Source organism: Streptomyces malaysiense, from assembly GCF_000980885.2.
Classification (GTDB): domain Bacteria; phylum Actinomycetota; class Actinomycetes; order Streptomycetales; family Streptomycetaceae; genus Streptomyces; species Streptomyces malaysiense.
The window spans coordinates 116,775-133,967 of sequence record NZ_LBDA02000047.1; the positions used below are offsets into that span (position 1 = coordinate 116,775).

Annotated in this window: 14 protein-coding genes; 10 read left to right on the forward strand and 4 right to left on the reverse strand. The window is 72.6% G+C overall.

The window, feature by feature from the left end; genetic code table 11:
- Nucleotides 1–20 precede the first annotated feature (20 nt).
- Together groES and groL are read left to right on the forward strand one after the other, a co-directional pair.
- Nucleotides 21–329, forward strand: coding sequence for a co-chaperone GroES (gene groES / locus VT52_RS19760; protein ID WP_046426823.1), 309 nt, complete (start codon nucleotides 21–23; stop codon nucleotides 327–329).
- A 122-nt stretch (nucleotides 330–451) separates the two neighbouring features.
- Nucleotides 452–2,074: a chaperonin GroEL gene (gene groL / locus VT52_RS19765; RefSeq protein WP_046426821.1), complete on the forward strand. Its 1,623-nt coding sequence runs from the start codon at nucleotides 452–454 to the stop codon at nucleotides 2,072–2,074.
- Between the two features lie 352 nt (nucleotides 2,075–2,426).
- Here groL and VT52_RS19770 read toward each other — a convergent pair whose 3' ends face one another.
- Together VT52_RS19770 and VT52_RS19775 are read right to left on the reverse strand one after the other, a co-directional pair.
- A complete protein-coding gene (locus VT52_RS19770; RefSeq protein WP_046426819.1) occupies nucleotides 2,427–3,200 on the reverse strand; it encodes an SDR family NAD(P)-dependent oxidoreductase in 774 nt (257 codons plus the stop codon).
- Nucleotides 3,201–3,263: 63 nt separating this feature from the next.
- Nucleotides 3,264–3,932, reverse strand: coding sequence for an MOSC domain-containing protein (locus VT52_RS19775; RefSeq protein WP_046426817.1), 669 nt, complete (start codon nucleotides 3,930–3,932; stop codon nucleotides 3,264–3,266).
- An 80-nt stretch (nucleotides 3,933–4,012) separates the two neighbouring features.
- Here VT52_RS19775 and VT52_RS19780 point away from each other — a divergent pair, with 80 nt between their 5' ends.
- Complete coding sequence (locus VT52_RS19780) at nucleotides 4,013–4,915, forward strand: LysR family transcriptional regulator (protein WP_046426814.1); 903 nt, start codon at nucleotides 4,013–4,015, stop codon at nucleotides 4,913–4,915.
- Between the two features lie 144 nt (nucleotides 4,916–5,059).
- Here the strand turns inward: VT52_RS19780 and VT52_RS19785 are convergent, their stop codons facing one another.
- On the reverse strand, nucleotides 5,060–5,389 hold the full coding sequence (locus VT52_RS19785; protein WP_046426812.1) for a WhiB family transcriptional regulator: 330 nt from the start codon (nucleotides 5,387–5,389) through the stop codon (nucleotides 5,060–5,062).
- A gap of 380 nt (nucleotides 5,390–5,769) precedes the next feature.
- Here VT52_RS19785 and VT52_RS19790 point away from each other — a divergent pair, with 380 nt between their 5' ends.
- From VT52_RS19790 to VT52_RS19805, 4 genes are all read left to right on the forward strand, one after another.
- Complete coding sequence (locus VT52_RS19790; protein ID WP_003948568.1) at nucleotides 5,770–6,381, forward strand: response regulator transcription factor; 612 nt, start codon at nucleotides 5,770–5,772, stop codon at nucleotides 6,379–6,381.
- A gap of 486 nt (nucleotides 6,382–6,867) precedes the next feature.
- Complete coding sequence (locus VT52_RS19795; RefSeq protein WP_046426803.1) at nucleotides 6,868–7,455, forward strand: sigma-70 family RNA polymerase sigma factor; 588 nt, start codon at nucleotides 6,868–6,870, stop codon at nucleotides 7,453–7,455.
- Between the two features lie 139 nt (nucleotides 7,456–7,594).
- Nucleotides 7,595–9,097, forward strand: a complete 1,503-nt coding sequence (guaB, locus tag VT52_RS19800) for an IMP dehydrogenase (RefSeq protein ID WP_046426801.1) — start codon at nucleotides 7,595–7,597, stop codon at nucleotides 9,095–9,097.
- Between the two features lie 105 nt (nucleotides 9,098–9,202).
- The gene (locus tag VT52_RS19805) at nucleotides 9,203–10,327 is read left to right on the forward strand and encodes a GuaB3 family IMP dehydrogenase-related protein (protein ID WP_046426800.1); all 1,125 of its coding nucleotides are present in this window, start codon (nucleotides 9,203–9,205) and stop codon (nucleotides 10,325–10,327) included.
- 108 nt (nucleotides 10,328–10,435) lie between these two features.
- On the opposite strand, the gene VT52_RS19810 is transcribed toward VT52_RS19805, so the two are convergent.
- Nucleotides 10,436–11,644 carry a nucleotide sugar dehydrogenase gene (locus VT52_RS19810; RefSeq protein WP_046426798.1) on the reverse strand — a complete coding sequence of 403 codons (1,209 nt, stop codon included), beginning with the start codon at nucleotides 11,642–11,644 and terminating at the stop codon, nucleotides 10,436–10,438.
- 280 nt (nucleotides 11,645–11,924) lie between these two features.
- On the opposite strand from VT52_RS19810, the gene VT52_RS19815 reads away from it, so the two are divergent.
- The 3 genes from VT52_RS19815 to VT52_RS19825 form a co-directional block, all read left to right on the forward strand.
- A complete protein-coding gene (locus VT52_RS19815) occupies nucleotides 11,925–13,634 on the forward strand; it encodes a glycerol-3-phosphate dehydrogenase/oxidase (protein ID WP_046426795.1) in 1,710 nt (569 codons plus the stop codon).
- A gap of 217 nt (nucleotides 13,635–13,851) precedes the next feature.
- Nucleotides 13,852–15,801, forward strand: coding sequence for a serine/threonine-protein kinase (locus tag VT52_RS19820; protein ID WP_107481382.1), 1,950 nt, complete (start codon nucleotides 13,852–13,854; stop codon nucleotides 15,799–15,801).
- A 169-nt stretch (nucleotides 15,802–15,970) separates the two neighbouring features.
- Nucleotides 15,971–17,193: protein kinase (locus tag VT52_RS19825; RefSeq protein WP_240509819.1), on the forward strand; the 1,223-nt coding region annotated here is incomplete at its 3' end.

Genomic DNA, 17,193 nt, shown 5'->3' on the forward strand with positions numbered 1-17,193 from the left:
CCGAAGGGGGAGGTCGGATCGTGACGACCGCCAGCTCCAAGGTTGCCATCAAGCCGCTCGAGGACCGCATCGTGGTCCAGCCGCTGGACGCCGAGCAGACCACGGCCTCTGGCCTGGTCATCCCGGACACCGCGAAGGAGAAGCCCCAGGAGGGCGCCGTCCTCGCCGTCGGTCCGGGTCGCTTCGAGAACGGCGAGCGCCTGCCGCTCGACGTCAAGGTCGGCGACGTTGTCCTGTACAGCAAGTACGGCGGCACCGAGGTGAAGTACAACGGCGAGGAGTTCCTCGTCCTCTCGGCTCGCGACGTGCTCGCGATCATCGAGAAGTAATTCACCCCGAGCAAACCTTTGCTTTGAGCTGCGCCCCTGGCCCCCGCGACCGATAACGAAGCCGGGCGTCCGGGGCGCAGTTCGTCTTTTACCCACAAGATTTCGAGAGGGCTCCCGCTGTCATGGCGAAGATCCTGAAGTTCGACGAGGACGCCCGTCGCGCCCTCGAGCGCGGCGTCAACAAGCTGGCCGACACGGTGAAGGTGACGATCGGCCCCAAGGGTCGCAACGTCGTCATCGACAAGAAGTTCGGTGCCCCCACCATCACCAACGACGGTGTCACGATCGCCCGCGAGGTCGAGATCGAGGACCCGTACGAGAACCTCGGCGCGCAGCTGGTGAAGGAGGTGGCGACCAAGACCAACGACATCGCGGGTGACGGCACCACCACCGCCACCGTGCTCGCCCAGGCGCTGGTGCGCGAGGGCCTGAAGAACGTCGCCGCCGGCGCCTCCCCGGCCGCCCTGAAGAAGGGCATCGACGCCGCCGTCAAGGCCGTCTCCGAGGACCTGCTCGCCACGGCCCGCCCGATCGACGAGAAGTCCGACATCGCCGCCGTCGCCGCGCTGTCCGCCCAGGACCAGCAGGTCGGCGAGCTGATCGCCGAGGCCATGGACAAGGTCGGCAAGGACGGTGTCATCACCGTCGAGGAGTCCAACACCTTCGGTCTGGAGCTGGACTTCACCGAGGGCATGGCCTTCGACAAGGGCTACCTGTCCCCGTACTTCGTGACCGACCAGGAGCGTATGGAGGCCGTCCTCGACGACCCGTACATCCTGATCCACCAGGGCAAGATCTCCGCCATCGCGGACCTGCTGCCGCTCCTGGAGAAGGTCATCCAGTCCGGCTCCAAGCCGCTGCTGATCATCGCCGAGGACGTCGACGGCGAGGCCCTGTCGACCCTGGTCGTCAACAAGATCCGCGGCACCTTCAACGCCGTCGCGGTGAAGGCCCCCGGCTTCGGCGACCGCCGCAAGGCGATGCTCCAGGACATGGCCGTCCTCACCGGCGCCACCGTCATCTCCGAAGAGGTCGGCCTCAAGGTCGACCAGGTCGGCCTCGACGTCCTCGGCTCCGCCCGCCGCGTCACCGTCACCAAGGACGACACCACGATCGTCGAGGGTGCGGGCAAGTCGGAGGACCTGAACGGCCGCGTCGCGCAGATCAAGGCCGAGATCGAGAACACCGACTCCGACTGGGACCGCGAGAAGCTCCAGGAGCGCCTCGCGAAGCTGGCCGGCGGCGTGTGCGTGATCAAGGTCGGCGCCGCCACCGAGGTGGAGCTGAAGGAGAAGAAGCACCGTCTGGAGGACGCCATCTCCGCGACCCGCGCCGCGGTCGAGGAGGGCATCGTCTCCGGTGGTGGCTCCGCTCTGGTGCACGCCTCCAAGGTCCTCGAGGGCAACCTCGACAAGACCGGTGACGAGGCCACCGGTGTCGCCGTGGTCCGCAACGCGGTCGTCGAGCCGCTGCGCTGGATCGGCGAGAACGCCGGCCAGGAGGGCTACGTCATCGTCTCCAAGGTCAAGGACCTGGAGAAGGGTCAGGGCTACAACGCCGCCACCGGCGAGTACGGCGACCTGGTCAAGGCCGGCGTCATCGACCCGGTCAAGGTGACCCGCTCCGCCCTGGAGAACGCCGCCTCCATCGCCTCCCTGCTGCTCACGACCGAGACCCTGGTCGTCGAGAAGAAGGAAGAGGAGCCGGAGGCCGCCGCGGGCCACGGCCACGGCCACGCCCACTGAGCCCCACCGCTCGCGCCTGAGGCCCGGTACCCCTCGCGGGGTGCCGGGCCTTCGCGTCGCCGTGTGCCGTCAGGCGCGCTCGGCGTCGGTCCGCCGCTCGGTCCGGTCCGTCGCGGGAGAACGCCGCACGCGGTGCCCGGCAGGGGCTTCGTCCGGGCCGGCCATGTCCCGCGGCTCCACCGGGCGATGGCCGTGCACGCACGCCCTCGGCCGGCGGATCGCCGAGCGAGGGGAGAGCCGCCGGGGGCCGTGAGGACGGCCGGCCGGGCAGGGTCCGCGTCGCCGACCGCCGACCGCCGCCTGAGTGCCCCGGTCGTGCGGGAGCCGGTTCGCCGACTGCGGCCCCGTGCGCCTACTGCGGGCCGAACTTGCGCCCGGTGCGGGAGGTGACCCCGCCGAGGAGCCCGCGCGGGGTGACCTTCACCAGGCCCATCAGCGCCTTGTAACGGGGGTCCGGGACCGACAGCGACTTGCCGCGCGCCAGATCGGCGAGGGCCGCGGCGACCAGCTTGTCGGCGTCCAGCCACATCCAGCCGGGGATGTTGTCCGTGCCCATCCCGGCCCGCTGGTGGAACTCGGTGCGCACGAACCCGGGGCACAGCGCCATCAGCCGCACCCCGGTGCCGGCCAGGTCCCGCGCCGCACCCTGGGTGAACTGCACGACCCACGCCTTGGACGCGCCGTAGGTGCCCCGGGGCACGAAGGCCGCCACCGAGGCGACATTGACCACCCCGCCCCGGCCGCGCTCGCGCATCGCCTCGGCCGCCGCCGAGGTCAGCCGCAGCACCGCCTCGCAGTGCACCTTGAGCATCGTCAGCTCGTCCGCCATGGAGACTTCCAGATAGCGGCCCTTGTTGCCGAAACCGGCGTTGTTGATCAGGAGATCGACCGGGTTCTTGCGGTCGCCCAGCCGGTCGGCGACGGTCTCGATGCCCTTGTCCTCGGAGAGGTCGGCGGGCAGCACCTCCGCCTCGATGCCGTGCCGGTCGTGCAGCTCGGTCGCCTGTTCGCGCAGCCGCTTGGCGTCCCGAGCCACCAGGACGAGGTCATGCCCGTCAGCCGCCAGCCGCCGTGCGAAGGCGGCGCCGATCCCCGCGGTCGATCCCGTAATCAGAGCCGTTGTCATGACCCAAGGTTAGTGATCGCGGGCGATCCGGACCTTCGGTGTCCGCCATGCGGTGACGGGCCCTCAGCGGGCCTGTCCGGCGACGTACTCGCGGGCCGCCGCCAGCGCCTGCGGGTGCAGGTCGCCGGCTGCGGCGAGCAGTCGGGGCAGCAGCTCCCGCTCGGTGGTCGTCGCGCGGAACTCCATCGCCGCCGTCACCCCGTGGCCGGGCCGGTGCAGGATCTCGACGCGGTCGCCCGCGCGTATCTCGCCCGGCTCGATCACCCGGAGGTAGGCACCCGTCGCCGCCTTCCGGGTGAACCTCCGGACCCAGCCCGGTTCGCCCAGGTGGCCCTGGAAGGTGCGGCACGGGACACGGCCCGAGGTCACCTGGAGCACCACCGTCCGACCGATGCGCCAGCGCTCGCCGATCAGTGCCCCGGAGACGTCGAGCCCGTCGGTCGTGATGTTCTCCCCGAAGCAGCCGTTGGCCAGGGTGCGGCCCAGCTCGCGCTCCCAGTCGTCCAGGTCCTCGCGGGCGAACGCGTACACCGCCTGGTCGTCGCCGCCGTGGTGCTTCAGGTCGCACACCGCGTCCCCGGCCAGTCCGCTGCCGGCGGTCCCCTTCGGGCCCGGCGCGGACACCATGACAGGACCCTCGACCGGCCTCTTGTCGATGCCCGTCAGGCCGTCCGGACGGCTCGTGTACGGCACCCGGCGGGCCTGTCCGACGTTGACCGAGAGAAGCTTCATGCCCGCACCGTACGGGATCGTTACTCAAAGCGTCGAGCGGATTTCGGGCACCGACCCCAAGACGGCCTTATGCTTACGGGGTGATCGAGGCCCGTCATCTCCGTGTCCTGCGCGCCGTCGCCGCCACCGGCTCCTTCTCGGCCGCCGGGCGTGAACTGGGCTGCACCCAGCCCGCCGTGAGCCAGCAGATGAAGGCCCTGGAGACCTCCGTCGGCACCCCGCTGCTGATCCGCGCGGGCCGCGAGATGCGGCTGACCCAGGCCGGGGAGGCCCTGGTCAGGCACGCCTCCGGCATCCTCGCCGGGCTCACCGCCGCCGAGGAGGAGGTCGCCGCCATCGCGGGCCTGCGGGCCGGCCGGGTCCGCCTGGTCTCCTTCCCGAGCGGCAGCTCCACCCTGGTCCCCACCGCCCTGGCCGCCCTGCGGGCCGCCCACCCCGGCACCCGGGTCTCCCTGGAGGAGGCCGAACCCCCGCGCTCCGCCGAGCTGCTGCGCGAGGGCGACTGCGATCTCGCCCTGGCCTTCCGCTACGAGGGTGCGGCGGTCACCGAGGACTGGGACGACCTGGTCGTACGCCCCCTGCTGACCGACCGCCTGGTGGCTCTGGTGCCCGAGCGGCACCGGCTCGCGCGCGCCGAGACCGTCGCCATCGGGGAACTGGCCGAGGAGCCCTGGATCGCGGGCTGCCCGCGTTGCCGGGGCCAGCTGGTGGAGGTCTGCCAGGGTGCCGGGTTCGCGCCGCGCATCGACTTCGCCACCGACGACTACCCGGCGGTCGCCGGCCTGGTGGGCGCGGGTCTGGGCGTGGCCGTGCTGCCGCAGCTCGCCGTGGAGTCGGTACGCCCGCGAGGGGTGCGCACGGTGCGCCTGGAGCCGGCGGTGCGGCGGGAGATCGTCGCGCTCACCCTGCCCGATCTGGCACAGGTGCCGGCGGTGGCGGCGACGCTGGAGCAGCTGGCGCGGGCGGCCGGGCGCGCGGTGTGACACCGCGTCGCGCCGGAACCCGGCGACGGGCTTCGGGCGGCGCCGGGGCGTGAGGCCGCACGGGGGCGCGGGCACGCGCGGGGTGTGCCCGGAGCGGTGAGGGTGTCGGCGCGCCCGGCGGTCCTTCAGTGCAGAAACGTTCCTTCAGTGACTCTGGGCGGTGTCGCCGCCGGTGGTCGAGGCCGCCACCAGGCGGTTGCGTGCCCGCCCCATCAGCTCCTCGCGCTCGTCCTCGGTCAGGCCGCCCCAGACGCCGTACGGCTCGCGCACGGCGAGCGCGTGCGCCGCGCACTCCGCACGGACCGGGCACCTCATGCAGACCTCCTTGGCCGAGTTCTCGCGAGCGCTCCGAGCCGCCCCGCGCTCACCCTCCGGGTGGAAGAAGAGCGAGCTGTCCACCCCGCGGCAGGCAGCCAGCAGCTGCCAGTCCCACAGGTCCGCGTTCGGTCCTGGAAGGCGGGAGAAATCTGCCATTACGTGACCCCTTGTAGCCGTTCTGGGCGGATACGGTGCCAACGACCGTACATCTCCGGTCTAAGGAGATGTAAATATGACTCATTGCGAATCTAGCCCCGAACACTACGAAACGGGAAGAAAAGCAGCTGAATGGGGCATAGGTTGTGATGAAAAGTTGAGGGTCCGTCGGGCATGTCTGCAACGTGTCGGTGCCCTCACGTAGAGTGCCGATGACGGCGTGCAGCCCCGTAACTCTTTCGAGTGACCGTCGTTGAGAGTGCGGAGGCGGTTGAAAACACAAGCGCTCGGGCAGGCGTCCGAGACGGTCGACCGCACAGGTGAGATTCCGTACCAGCCTGGAGGCTCAAGGTGACGCGCATCAGCTGCGGAGGGCGGTCATGACATCCGTCCTCGTCTGCGACGACTCCCCGCTTGCCCGAGAAGCGCTCCGCCGCGCGGTCGCGACCGTGCCCGGTGTCGAGCGTGTGACGACGGCGGCCAACGGCGAGGAAGTCCTCCGCCGCTGGGGCGCCGACCGCTCCGACCTCATCCTGATGGATGTCCGCATGCCCGGCCTGGGCGGCGTCGAGACGGTGCGCCGATTGCTGTCCGCCGACCCCGGCGCACGCATCATCATGCTGACCGTCGCCGAGGACCTGGACGGCGTGGCCCTCGCGGTCGCCGCCGGCGCCCGGGGCTATCTGCACAAGGACGCCTCGCGCGCCGAACTGCGGGCCACGGTGACACAGGCGCTGGCCGACCCGACCTGGCGGCTGGCTCCGCGCCGGCTGCGTTCGGCCGAGATGGGCGCCGCGCCCACGCTCACCGCGCGTGAGATCCAGGTCTTGGAGGGCATGAGCCACGGCCGCTCGAACGCCGAGATCGGCCGTGAGCTGTTCCTCTCCGAGGACACCGTCAAGACCCACGCCCGGCGCCTGTTCAAGAAGCTCGGCGCCTCGGACCGTGCCCACGCGGTGGCCCTCGGCTTCCGCTGGGGCCTGGTGAGGTAGGGACCCGGCGGGCCCCGCGCGTCATGCCGCGCGGGGCCGGGCAGGTCCCGGCTTCGGGGGCGTCGCGAAGGTGCCCCGGGAGCCTCGCCGGCCCGGCGAGCCGATCCGTGGCGAACCCCGGTCGGCGCGGCGCGCCCGTTCCCTGCGGCGCGGTCCGTGCCGAGGCCCCGGGCGGCTTCCCGCGCCGCGGTGTCCGTCCCGGCGGATTCCCCCGGTGACGTGTCCGTCGCGGCCGGCCGGAGGGTACCGCGTACGCTCCGGCGTGACGTACCGCGGGGCGGCGCGCAAGGCGGCCCACCGGACGGGCGCTGCTCGTTTCGGCGCGGATGCCGCATCCTTGAGGGTGTGGAGTCTCTCGGGGACGAGTCGGTCGAGCGGAAGGGGAGGGCGCAGGGGATGAGTGCCGGCGCACCTGCTCATAACGCTTCGGTGCACAACCATCAGCACGATGCGACGGACCGGACGGCCGCAGGGCACCATGGACCGATGCGCGACAACGAGGCGGGCACGGCCCAGGGGGCGATCGGTGCCCTCGTGCTTCGTGCCGTCGACGGGGACGAACAGGCCACGCACGACCTGCTCGCGCACGTCCACCCGCTGGCGCTGCGCTACTGCCGCACCCGCCTGTCGCGGTTGCCCGGCGACGCGCGCCACTTCGTGGAGGACCTCGCCCAGGAGGTCTGTGTCGCCGTCCTGCTCGCGCTGCCCCGATACCGGGACACCGGCCGCCCCTTCGAGGCGTTCGTCTTCGCCATCGCCTCGCACAAGGTCGCCGACCTCCAGCGCGCCGCGATGCGCCACCCGGGTTCCACCGCCGTGCCCTCCGACGAGATGCCCGAGCGGCCCGACGACTCGCTCGGCCCCGAGGAGCGCGCCCTGCTCAGCAGCGACGCGGAGTGGGCCAAGAAACTGTTGGCCAACCTCCCCGAGAACCAGCGTGAACTGCTGCTGCTGCGCATCGCGGTGGGCCTCACGGCGGAGGAAACCGGACAGATGTTGGGAATGTCACCCGGAGCGGTCCGGGTCGCCCAGCACCGGGCCCTGAGCCGTCTGCGGGCGCTGGCCGAGCAGTAGCGCCATCGCCGCACGGCGTCTTCGTGAAAACCGTATGAACATACGAAGCCGAAGGTGATCTTCCGCCGTGGAATTTGCTGGCCACGCCTGCCGTTAGCATGGACATCCGCACCGAGCAAGGCCATTTGGGGAAGGTGTCATGACTGCCAACGTCGACGGAGTGCCCGGAAAATTCGCGACACTCGGGCTGACCTACGACGACGTGCTGCTGCTGCCGGGGGCCTCCGAGGTGCTCCCCAACGCGGTCGACACCTCGTCCCGCATCTCCCGCAACGTGCGGGTGAACATCCCGCTGCTGTCGGCGGCGATGGACAAGGTGACCGAGTCGCGCATGGCCATCGCCATGGCCCGCCTCGGTGGCGTCGGCGTCCTGCACCGCAACCTCTCCGTCGAGGACCAGGTCAACCAGGTCGACCTGGTGAAGCGGTCCGAGTCCGGCATGGTCACCGACCCGATCACGGTGCACCCGGAGGCCACGCTCGCCGAGGCCGACGCCCTGTGCGCCAAGTTCCGCATCAGCGGTGTCCCGGTCACCGACCCGGCCGGCCGGCTGCTCGGCATCGTGACCAACCGCGACATGGCCTTCGAGAGCGACCGCAGCCGTCGGGTGCACGAGGTCATGACCCCGATGCCGCTGGTCACCGGCAAGGTCGGCACCTCCGGCCCGGAGGCCATGGAGCTGCTGCGCAAGCACAAGATCGAGAAGCTGCCGCTGGTCGACGACGCGGGCGTCCTCAAGGGCCTCATCACCGTCAAGGACTTCGTCAAGGCCGAGCAGTACCCGAACGCCGCCAAGGACGCCGAGGGCCGCCTGCTCGTCGGTGCCGCCGTCGGCGCGAGCCCCGAGGCGCTGGAGCGCGCCCAGGCGCTCGCCGAGGCCGGCGCGGACTTCCTGGTCGTCGACACCTCGCACGGCCACAACAGCAACGCCCTCAGCTGGATGGCGAAGATCAAGTCCAGCGTGGGCGTGGACGTGATCGGCGGCAACGTCGCCACCCGCGACGGCGCCCAGGCGCTCATCGACGCCGGTGTCGACGGCATCAAGGTGGGTGTCGGACCGGGGTCGATCTGCACCACCCGTGTGGTCGCCGGTATCGGTGTCCCGCAGGTCACGGCCATCTACGAGGCGTCCCGCGCCGCCCGCCAGGCGGGCGTCCCGCTGATCGGCGACGGCGGCCTCCAGTACTCCGGCGACATCGGCAAGGCCCTCGCGGCCGGCGCCGACACCGTGATGCTGGGCAGCCTCCTGGCCGGCTGTGAGGAGTCGCCGGGCGAGCTGCTGTTCATCAACGGCAAGCAGTTCAAGTCGTACCGCGGCATGGGCTCGCTGGGCGCCATGCAGTCCCGCGGCCAGGGCCGGTCGTACTCGAAGGACCGCTACTTCCAGGCCGAGGTGGCGTCCGACGACAAGCTCGTGCCCGAGGGCGTCGAGGGTCAGGTGCCCTACCGCGGCCCGCTCGCCAACGTGCTGCACCAGCTGGTCGGCGGTCTGCGCCAGACCATGGGCTACGTGGGCGCCGCCACCGTCGAGGAGATGGAGTCCAAGGGCCGCTTCGTGCGGATCACCTCGGCGGGCCTCAAGGAGAGCCACCCGCACGACATCCAGATGACGGTCGAGGCGCCGAACTACAGCGCCAAGTAGTCACCGCGGCGTGCCGGAGGCGGTCCCGGAACATCCGGGGCCGCCTTTGCCGTGCCCGTCGGCGATACTGGAAGGCGCTGAAACGCAACAGGAAAGGCCACAGACGTGACTGAGATCGAGATCGGGCGCGGCAAGCGCGGCCGCCGGGCGTACGCCTTCGACGACATCGCCGTCGTCCCCAGCCGCCGTACGCGGGACCCGAAGGAGGTCTCGATCGCCTGGCAGATCGACGCCTACCGCTTCGAGCTGCCCTTCCTGGCGGCCCCCATGGACTCCGTGGTCTCCCCGGCCACCGCCATCCGCATCGGCGAGCTGGGCGGCCTCGGCGTGCTCAACCTCGAGGGCCTGTGGACGCGGCACGAGGACCCGCAGCCGCTGCTGGACGAGATCACCGGGCTGCCGGACGAGCGCGCCACCCGCCGTCTCCAGGAGATCTACGCGGCGCCCATCAAGGAGGAGCTGATCGGCGCCCGCATCAAGGAGGTGCGCGACTCCGGTGTGGTCACGGCCGCCGCGCTCTCCCCGCAGCGCACCGCCCAGTTCTCCAAGGCGGTCGTGGACGCGGGCGTGGACATCTTCGTCATCCGCGGTACGACGGTCTCCGCGGAGCACGTGTCGTCCTCGCACGAGCCGCTGAACCTGAAGCAGTTCATCTACGAGCTGGACGTCCCGGTGATCGTCGGCGGCTGCGCCACCTACACCGCCGCCCTGCACCTGATGCGCACCGGCGCGGCCGGCGTCCTGGTCGGCTTCGGCGGCGGCGCCGCGCACACCACCCGCAACGTGCTGGGCATCCAGGTCCCGATGGCCACCGCGGTCGCCGACGTGGCCGCGGCCCGCCGCGACTACATGGACGAGTCCGGCGGCCGCTACGTGCACGTGATCGCGGACGGTGGCGTCGGCTGGTCCGGCGACCTGCCCAAGGCCGTCGCCTGCGGCGCCGACGCGGTGATGATGGGCTCCCCGCTGGCCCGCGCCACGGACGCGCCCGGCAAGGGCCACCACTGGGGCATGGAGGCGGTCAACGAGGAGCTGCCGCGCGGCAAGAAGGTCGACCTCGGCACCGTCGGCACCATCGAGGAGGTCCTCACCGGTCCGTCCCACACCCCGGACGGCTCGATGAACCTCTTCGGCGCCCTGCGCCGCGCCATGGCCACCACCGGCTACAGCGAGCTCAAGGAGTTCCAGCGCGTCGAGGTGACGGTCGCGGACAGCCAGCACAAGCGCTGACCCGGCCCTACGAGAGCGTCGGTACGACGCGAAGGGGCCCGGCCACCGATGCGGTGGCCGGGCCCCTTCGCGCGCCCGGGTACGACGGCTGAGTGATCCCCGCGGGGATCACAGCCGGTGCGCCGCCCCCGTCGGGGTCGCGCCGCGGGTGTCCAGGAGCAGTTGGGCCTTCACCGACAGGCCCTGGAGGTCGTAGGTGCGGTGCTGCTGGAGCAGGATCGTCAGGTCGGCGGCCGCGGCGGCCTCGTAGAGGGAGTCGACGCGCGGGACCGGGCGGTCCAGGACGCTCCAGGCGGGCACGTAGGGGTCGTGGTAGCTCACGGACGCGCCGAGCTCCATCAGGCGTCCGGCGATCTCCCGGGCCGGGGCGCCCTGCTGGTCGGGGAGGTCCGCCTTGTAGGTCACGCCGAGCAGCAGTACGCGCGCGCCCCGGGCGGACTTGCCGTGCTCGTTGAGCAGGGTCGCGGCGCGCTGGACGACGTACCCGGGCATCCGGCTGTTGACCTGCTGGGCCAGTTCCACCATGCGCAGGGCGCGGCTCGCGTGTCCGGTGAGGTCCTGCGGGACGGCGTGGCCGCCGACGCCGGGGCCCGGCCGGAAGGCCTGGAAGCCGAACGGCTTGGTCTCGGCGCAGCGGATGACGTCCCACAGGTCGACGCCGAGTTCGTGGCAGAGCACGGCCATCTCGTTGACCAGCGCGATGTTGACGTGCCGGAAGTTGGTCTCCAGCAGCTGCACGGCCTCCGCCTCGCGCGGCCCGCGCGCGCGGACCACCTTGTCGGTGAGCCGGCCGTAGAAGGCGGCGGCCGACTCGGTGCAGGCGGGGGTGAGGCCGCCGATGACCTTGGGGGTGCCGGCCGGGGTGTGCGCGCGGTTGCCGGGGTCGACCCGGCTGGGGGAGTAGGCGAGACGGAAGTCGCGGCCCGCGCGCAGTCCGGAGCCCTCTTCCAGGAGGGGGCGCAGGAAATCCTCGGTCGTGCCCGGCGGTACGGGCGACTCCAGGACGACCGTGGTGTTCGGGCGCAGCCGTCCGGCCAGGGTGCGGGCGGCGGCCTCGACCTGGCCGAGGTCCGGACCGCCGTCGGCGCCGCGCGGGGTGGGCGCGCAGATCACCGCGGTGCGCACCCGGCCGAGCTGGGCAGGATCGGTGGCGCGCCGGAACCCGGTCGCGTGCATCCGGCGCAGCTCGGCGGGGCTCAGCGGCCCCGCCTCGGGTCCGGTGGCATAGCCGAGCGTGGGGATGCCGGCGGCCACCGCGGCCTGGGCGAGCGGCAAACCGTAGGGGCCGAGTCCGATGACGGCGAGGTCTGCGGGCATGGCGTGGGCCGTCCTTCCCATTAACCGAAGCGGAACGGATGCGCAACCTCTGTGGACAGGATGAGCGAGCGCACTGTCACACTAGGAGTAAATATGACCGTTATGTGGGATTCTGTTCGTGTGTCTCCCGGGGGATGTGAGCTGGTTATCCACAGGTCGCGGGCGCGTGGTGGCTGAAGTCGGGCATGCCGGTCAGAATTTGGGCATGAGGTGGTGGTGAACCGGCCTCGCCCTCCGGGTGCGGCCGACGCGGGCGAGTCAGCGACAGCGGGAGGCTTCGGTGAGGACAGCGACTCTGGGACCGGTGCAGCGCGCCGAGGCACTGGCGGCGATGGCCGAGCGCGAGCTGGACGTACTGGTGATCGGCGCCGGGGTGGTCGGCGCGGGCACCGCGCTGGACGCGGTCACCCGCGGACTGTCCACCGGGCTGGTCGAGGCCCGGGACTGGGCGTCCGGCACCTCCAGCCGCTCCAGCAAGCTCATCCACGGCGGACTGCGCTATCTGGAGATGCTCGACTTCGCGCTGGTCCGCGAGGCGTTGAAGGAGCGCGGCCTGCTCCTGGAGCGGCTCGCCCCGCACCTGGTCAAACCAGTGCCGTTCCTCTACCCGTTGCAGCACCGCGGCTGGGAGCGGTGGTACGCGGGTTCGGGCGTCGCGCTGTACGACGCGATGTCCATGGCCCGCGGCCACGGCCGAGGCCTGCCCGTGCACCGCCACCTGAGCCGCGGTCAGGCCCTGCGCGTGGCCCCCTGCCTGCGCAAGGACGCCCTCGTCGGCGCCCTCCAGTACTACGACGCCCAGGTGGACGACGCCCGCCTCGTGACCACCCTGGTGCGCACGGCGGCGTCGTACGGCGCGCACGTCGCCAACCGGGCGCGCGTCACCGGGTTCATACGCGAGGGCGAGCGGGTCGTCGGCGCCCGGGTGCAGGACGTCGAGGGCGGCGGGGAGTACGAGGTGCGCGCCCAGCAGGTCGTCAACGCCACCGGGGTGTGGACCGACGACACCCAGGCCATGGTGGGCGAGCGCGGCCAGTTCCACGTCCGCGCCTCCAAGGGCATCCACCTCGTCGTGCCCAAGGACCGCATCCACTCCACCAGCGGACTGATCCTGCGCACCGAGAAGTCCGTCCTCTTCGTCATCCCCTGGGGCCGGCACTGGATCGTCGGCACCACCGACACCGACTGGGACCTCGACAAGGCCCACCCGGCCGCCTCCAGCGCCGACATCGACTACCTGCTGGAACACGTCAACTCGGTGCTGGCGGTGCCGCTGCGCCGCGACGACGTGCAGGGGGTGTACGCGGGGCTGCGGCCGCTGCTGGCCGGCGAGTCCGACGCCACCAGCAAGCTCTCCCGCGAGCACACGGTCGCCCACCCGGCGCCGGGCCTGGTGGTCGTGGCGGGCGGCAAGTACACCACCTACCGGGTGATGGCGAAGGACGCCGTCGACGAGGCGGTGCACGGCCTGGACCGGCGCGTCGCGGACTGCGTCACCGAGGAGACCCCGCTGCTCGGCGCGGAGGGCTACCAGGCGCTGTGGAACGCGCGGGCCCGCACAGCCGCCCGCACCGGACTGCACACGGTCCGGGTGGAACACCTGCTGAACCGGTACGGCTCGATGGCCGAGGAGATCTTCGACCTCATCGAGGCGGACCCGGCGCTCGGCGAGCCGCTGCGGGCCGCCGACGACTACCTGCGCGCCGAGGTCGTCTACGCCGCCTCGCACGAGGGCGCCCGCCACCTGGACGACGTCCTCACCCGGCGCACCCGAATCTCCATCGAGACCTTCGACCGCGGCACCCGCAGCGCCCGCGAGGCCGCCGAGCTGATGGCGCCGGTCCTCGGCTGGGACAAGGACCGGATCGACCGCGAGGTCGAGCACTACGAGAAGCGGGTCGAGGCCGAACGCGAGTCCCAGCTCCAGCCGGACGACCAGACGGCGGACGCGGCGCGGCTGGGCGCGCCGGACATCGTGCCGCTCAGCTGAGGGGATGCCGGACGGGGCCCGCGCAGGGGGTTTGACCGGGTGTGACCGAAGGGTCGGCACCCCGGGTCGCCGGGGTCTCACGGCCCGTCATGCCGTTGTGCGGAAGGGGTCCTTCGGGGAGGTTCGCGGCGGCCGGGTGAGGGGCCCCAGGGCGTGGAGCACTTGTCGGGTGAGAGACAATGGAGGCTCTGTCGGGGCGGGTTGCATGAGGGGACGCATGTCGGAGGCGGAGCGGGCGGGGACATCTCGCCAGGAGACTCGGCAGGGCAAGAGCGGACGGCGTCTCCTCGCCGGGCGGTACCGGCTGGGAGACGTGCTGGGCCGCGGCGGTATGGGCACGGTCTGGCGCGCCGAGGACGAGACCCTCGGCCGCACCGTCGCCGTCAAGGAGCTGCGGTTCCCGACGAACATCGACGAGGAGGAGAAGCGGCGCCTGATCACGCGCACCCTGCGTGAGGCCAAGGCGATCGCCCGGATCCGCAACAACAGCGCGGTGACGGTCTTCGACGTGGTCGACGAGGACGACCGGCCCTGGATCGTCATGGAGCTGGTGGAGGGCAAGTCCCTCGCCGAGGTCATCCGCGAGGACGGCGTACTGGAGCCGAGGCGCGCCGCCGAGGTGGGCCTCGCCGTCCTCGACGTGCTCCGCTCCGCCCACCGCGAGGGCATCCTGCACCGGGACGTGAAGCCGTCCAACGTGCTCATCTCCGACGACGGCCGGGTCGTCCTCACCGACTTCGGCATCGCACAGGTCGAGGGCGACCCGTCCATCACCTCGACCGGCATGCTCGTCGGCGCCCCCTCCTACATCTCCCCCGAGCGCGCCCGCGGCCACAAGCCGGGGCCCGCGGCCGACCTGTGGTCGCTCGGCGGGCTGCTGTACGCCGCGGTCGAGGGCGTGCCGCCGTACGACAAGGGCTCCGCGATCGCCACGCTCACCGCGGTGATGACCGAGCAGCTGGACGAGCCCAAGAACGCCGGTCCGCTGCGGGACGTCATCTACGGCCTGCTCACCAAGGACCCGGCCGAGCGGCTCGACGACGCCGGGGCGCGGGCCCTGCTCGACAAGGTCGTCCGCGCGCCGGAGCCGGAACCGCTGGACGCCACCCGGCTGGTACCGCTGCCGGCGCAGCCGGGCGGCGAGGGCAAGCGCGGCGAGGAGGCCGCCGAGAAGCTGCGCGGCGCGCTGCGTTCGGTGCGCAAGGCGGCCGCGGGGGCCGCGGCGGACGCGGCGAGGGGCGGCGGTTCCGCGCCGGCTTCCGGTGGCGCTCCCGGCGGCTCCGGCAAGGGCCCCGGGGCGGCCGCCGCGTCGCACTCCACCGGCGGCCCCGCCGCCGGCAAGGCGGGCGACCCCGGCTCCGGCAAGCCCAGTTCGGGCTGGCCCGTGATGCCGCCGCCCGACCTGGACCTGCCGTCGCGGCCCGCGCCGAAGGCCTCGCTCACGGACGTGGTGCCCAGGCGCACACTGGTGATCGTGGCCGTGGTGCTGGCCCTCGCGGTGATCGGCACCGTGCTGGCCGTCACCCTCGGCGGCGGCGGGGGCAAGGACGACAAGGGCGCAGCCCGGACCCCGGCCGGCGCGGGCGCGTCCGCCGGGGCGGGGCGGAGCAAGGGCCCGGCCGCCGGTACCCGTACGGACGGCGGGAGTTCGGCCCCCACCGCCACGGGCACCGGGACCGGCACCGGCACCGGCAAGGACGTCGGTGCGAGCACGTCCGCCGACGCCGGGAGCGCGCCCGCCGTCTCCACCCGCAAGGGCGGCCAGGGCTACTCGATCGGGCTGCCCGAGGGATGGTCGTACCAGTCGCACGGAGCGGCCGGTGACCGTTACACCGGGCCCGACGGGCAGAAGCTGCTCGTGGCCTGGACCACTACGCCCAAGGACGACCCGGTGGCGGACTGGAAGAGCCAGGAGCACTACATGGTGCGCTCCCAGTACCACCGGATCCGGATCGAGAAGGCGGACTACCGGAACTGGGACACGGCCGACTGGGAGTTCACCTATGTCGACGGCGGCACCGAGTACCGCACCATCGACCGCGGCTTCGTGGTCGACGGCCGTCTCGGGTACGCGCTGATGTACACCGCGAAGGCCGGCGACTGGGACGGCGACCTGCGCAAGGACACCTGGAAGACGCTGACGGCGTCCTTCAAGCCCAAGTCCTGAAGGCCGGGAGGCGGTTCACGGCGCCGGAATCGGGCAACCGCGCGGTGCGGGTTGCCTCCGGCACGTATCGTGAATGGTTGAGGACCGTACGGAGCCGGACGCGGTGCGAAACGGGCCGCGAGACGAACGGATGTGACCAAACCGGGCGGCCGGGGGAGGAAGAGGCGCGATGGACGACTACGCGGGCCGGGTGCTGGCCGACCGCTACCGTCTGCCGCTGCCGCCGTCCGACGCGTACGAACCGACCGTCACCCGCGCCTTCGACACCTACAGCGGCCAGGAGGTGCTGGTCCGTCAGGTGCCGCTGCCGGAGGTCGTCGAGGCCGAGGTGCTCGACGCGGACGGGCTGCCCGAGGGGTTCACCACGCGCGGACGCGGGGCGAGACCCGTACCGGCCGCGCGGGCCGCGACTCGCCGGCCCGCCGAGCCCGCGGTGCGGCGCGCCGTGGAGGCCGCCCAGGCGGCGGCCCGCATTCCCGACCACCCGCGCCTCGACCAGGTCTTCGACGTCTTCGCCGAGGGCGGGTCGCTGTGGATCGTCAGCGAGTGGGTCGCCGCCCGCCCGCTGTCCGCGCTCCTCGCCGAGCGCCCCCTCACGCCCTACCGCGCCGCAGAGGTCGCCTCCGACGTCCTCATGGCCCTGCGCGTCCTGCACGCCCACGGCTGGGTCCACCGCAATGTCACCGCCCGCACGGTCCTCGTCTGCGACGACGGCCGCGTCCTGCTGACCGGCCTCGCCGCCGGGGCCGCGGAGGAGGCGCTGTGCGGGTACGACCCGGTTCCGGGGGCGGAGGAGGACGACCGCGCCGCCGGACCCGCGCCCGGCGCGGGTGACGCCGGTGAGGCCGTGCCGGGTACCGGGCGGCCCGATGACATCGTTGTGCCCGCCCCCGTGGACCCCGAGGCCGCGCGGCGGGCCGCCATCCGGGCACGGGCGGCCGGTACGCCGGGACTGCCGGGGGCGGACGGCGGGTCCGGCGGGCGCGAGGTGCCCGGTGGCTCGTCCGGTGCGACGGGCCGGCGGGCGCTGGAGAGCGGCGCCGACATCCGCGCCGCACGGGCCGGGGCCATCGCCGCGTATCGGGAGGGCGCCCGCGCCGCGGCCCGGGTGCAGGAGGCCCAGCAGGGCGAACGCGCCGCGCTGCCCGGCGCCAGGCGGACCGCCGAGGGCGCCTCGGGCGCCGACCGGGCGGCCGAGGGCACGGGTCCGGGCGAGGGCGGGACCGGGAGTCCGGCGCGGTCGGCGGCGTACCCCCAGGGACCGGCGCACCCCTACGGGCCGGCGCACCCCCAGAGCCCGGCGCACCCCCAGGGGGCGCCGTGTCCGCAAGGCCCGCCCTACGCGCCAGGGCCGCCGGACTCGCCGTACCCCGCCGTACCAGCCCCCCGCCC

Coding starts and splice junctions, on each gene's coding strand:
- groL (WP_046426821.1), top strand. CDS start 452: ATGGCGAAGATCCTGAAGTTCGACGAGGACGCCCGTCGCGCCCTCGAG.
- VT52_RS19770 (WP_046426819.1), bottom strand. CDS start 3,200: ATGACAACGGCTCTGATTACGGGATCGACCGCGGGGATCGGCGCCGCC.
- VT52_RS19775 (WP_046426817.1), bottom strand. CDS start 3,932: ATGAAGCTTCTCTCGGTCAACGTCGGACAGGCCCGCCGGGTGCCGTAC.
- VT52_RS19785 (WP_046426812.1), bottom strand. CDS start 5,389: ATGGCAGATTTCTCCCGCCTTCCAGGACCGAACGCGGACCTGTGGGAC.
- VT52_RS19790 (WP_003948568.1), top strand. CDS start 5,770: ATGACATCCGTCCTCGTCTGCGACGACTCCCCGCTTGCCCGAGAAGCG.
- VT52_RS19795 (WP_046426803.1), top strand. CDS start 6,868: ATGCGCGACAACGAGGCGGGCACGGCCCAGGGGGCGATCGGTGCCCTC.
- guaB (WP_046426801.1), top strand. CDS start 7,595: ATGACTGCCAACGTCGACGGAGTGCCCGGAAAATTCGCGACACTCGGG.
- VT52_RS19810 (WP_046426798.1), bottom strand. CDS start 11,644: ATGCCCGCAGACCTCGCCGTCATCGGACTCGGCCCCTACGGTTTGCCG.
- VT52_RS19820 (WP_107481382.1), top strand. CDS start 13,852: ATGTCGGAGGCGGAGCGGGCGGGGACATCTCGCCAGGAGACTCGGCAG.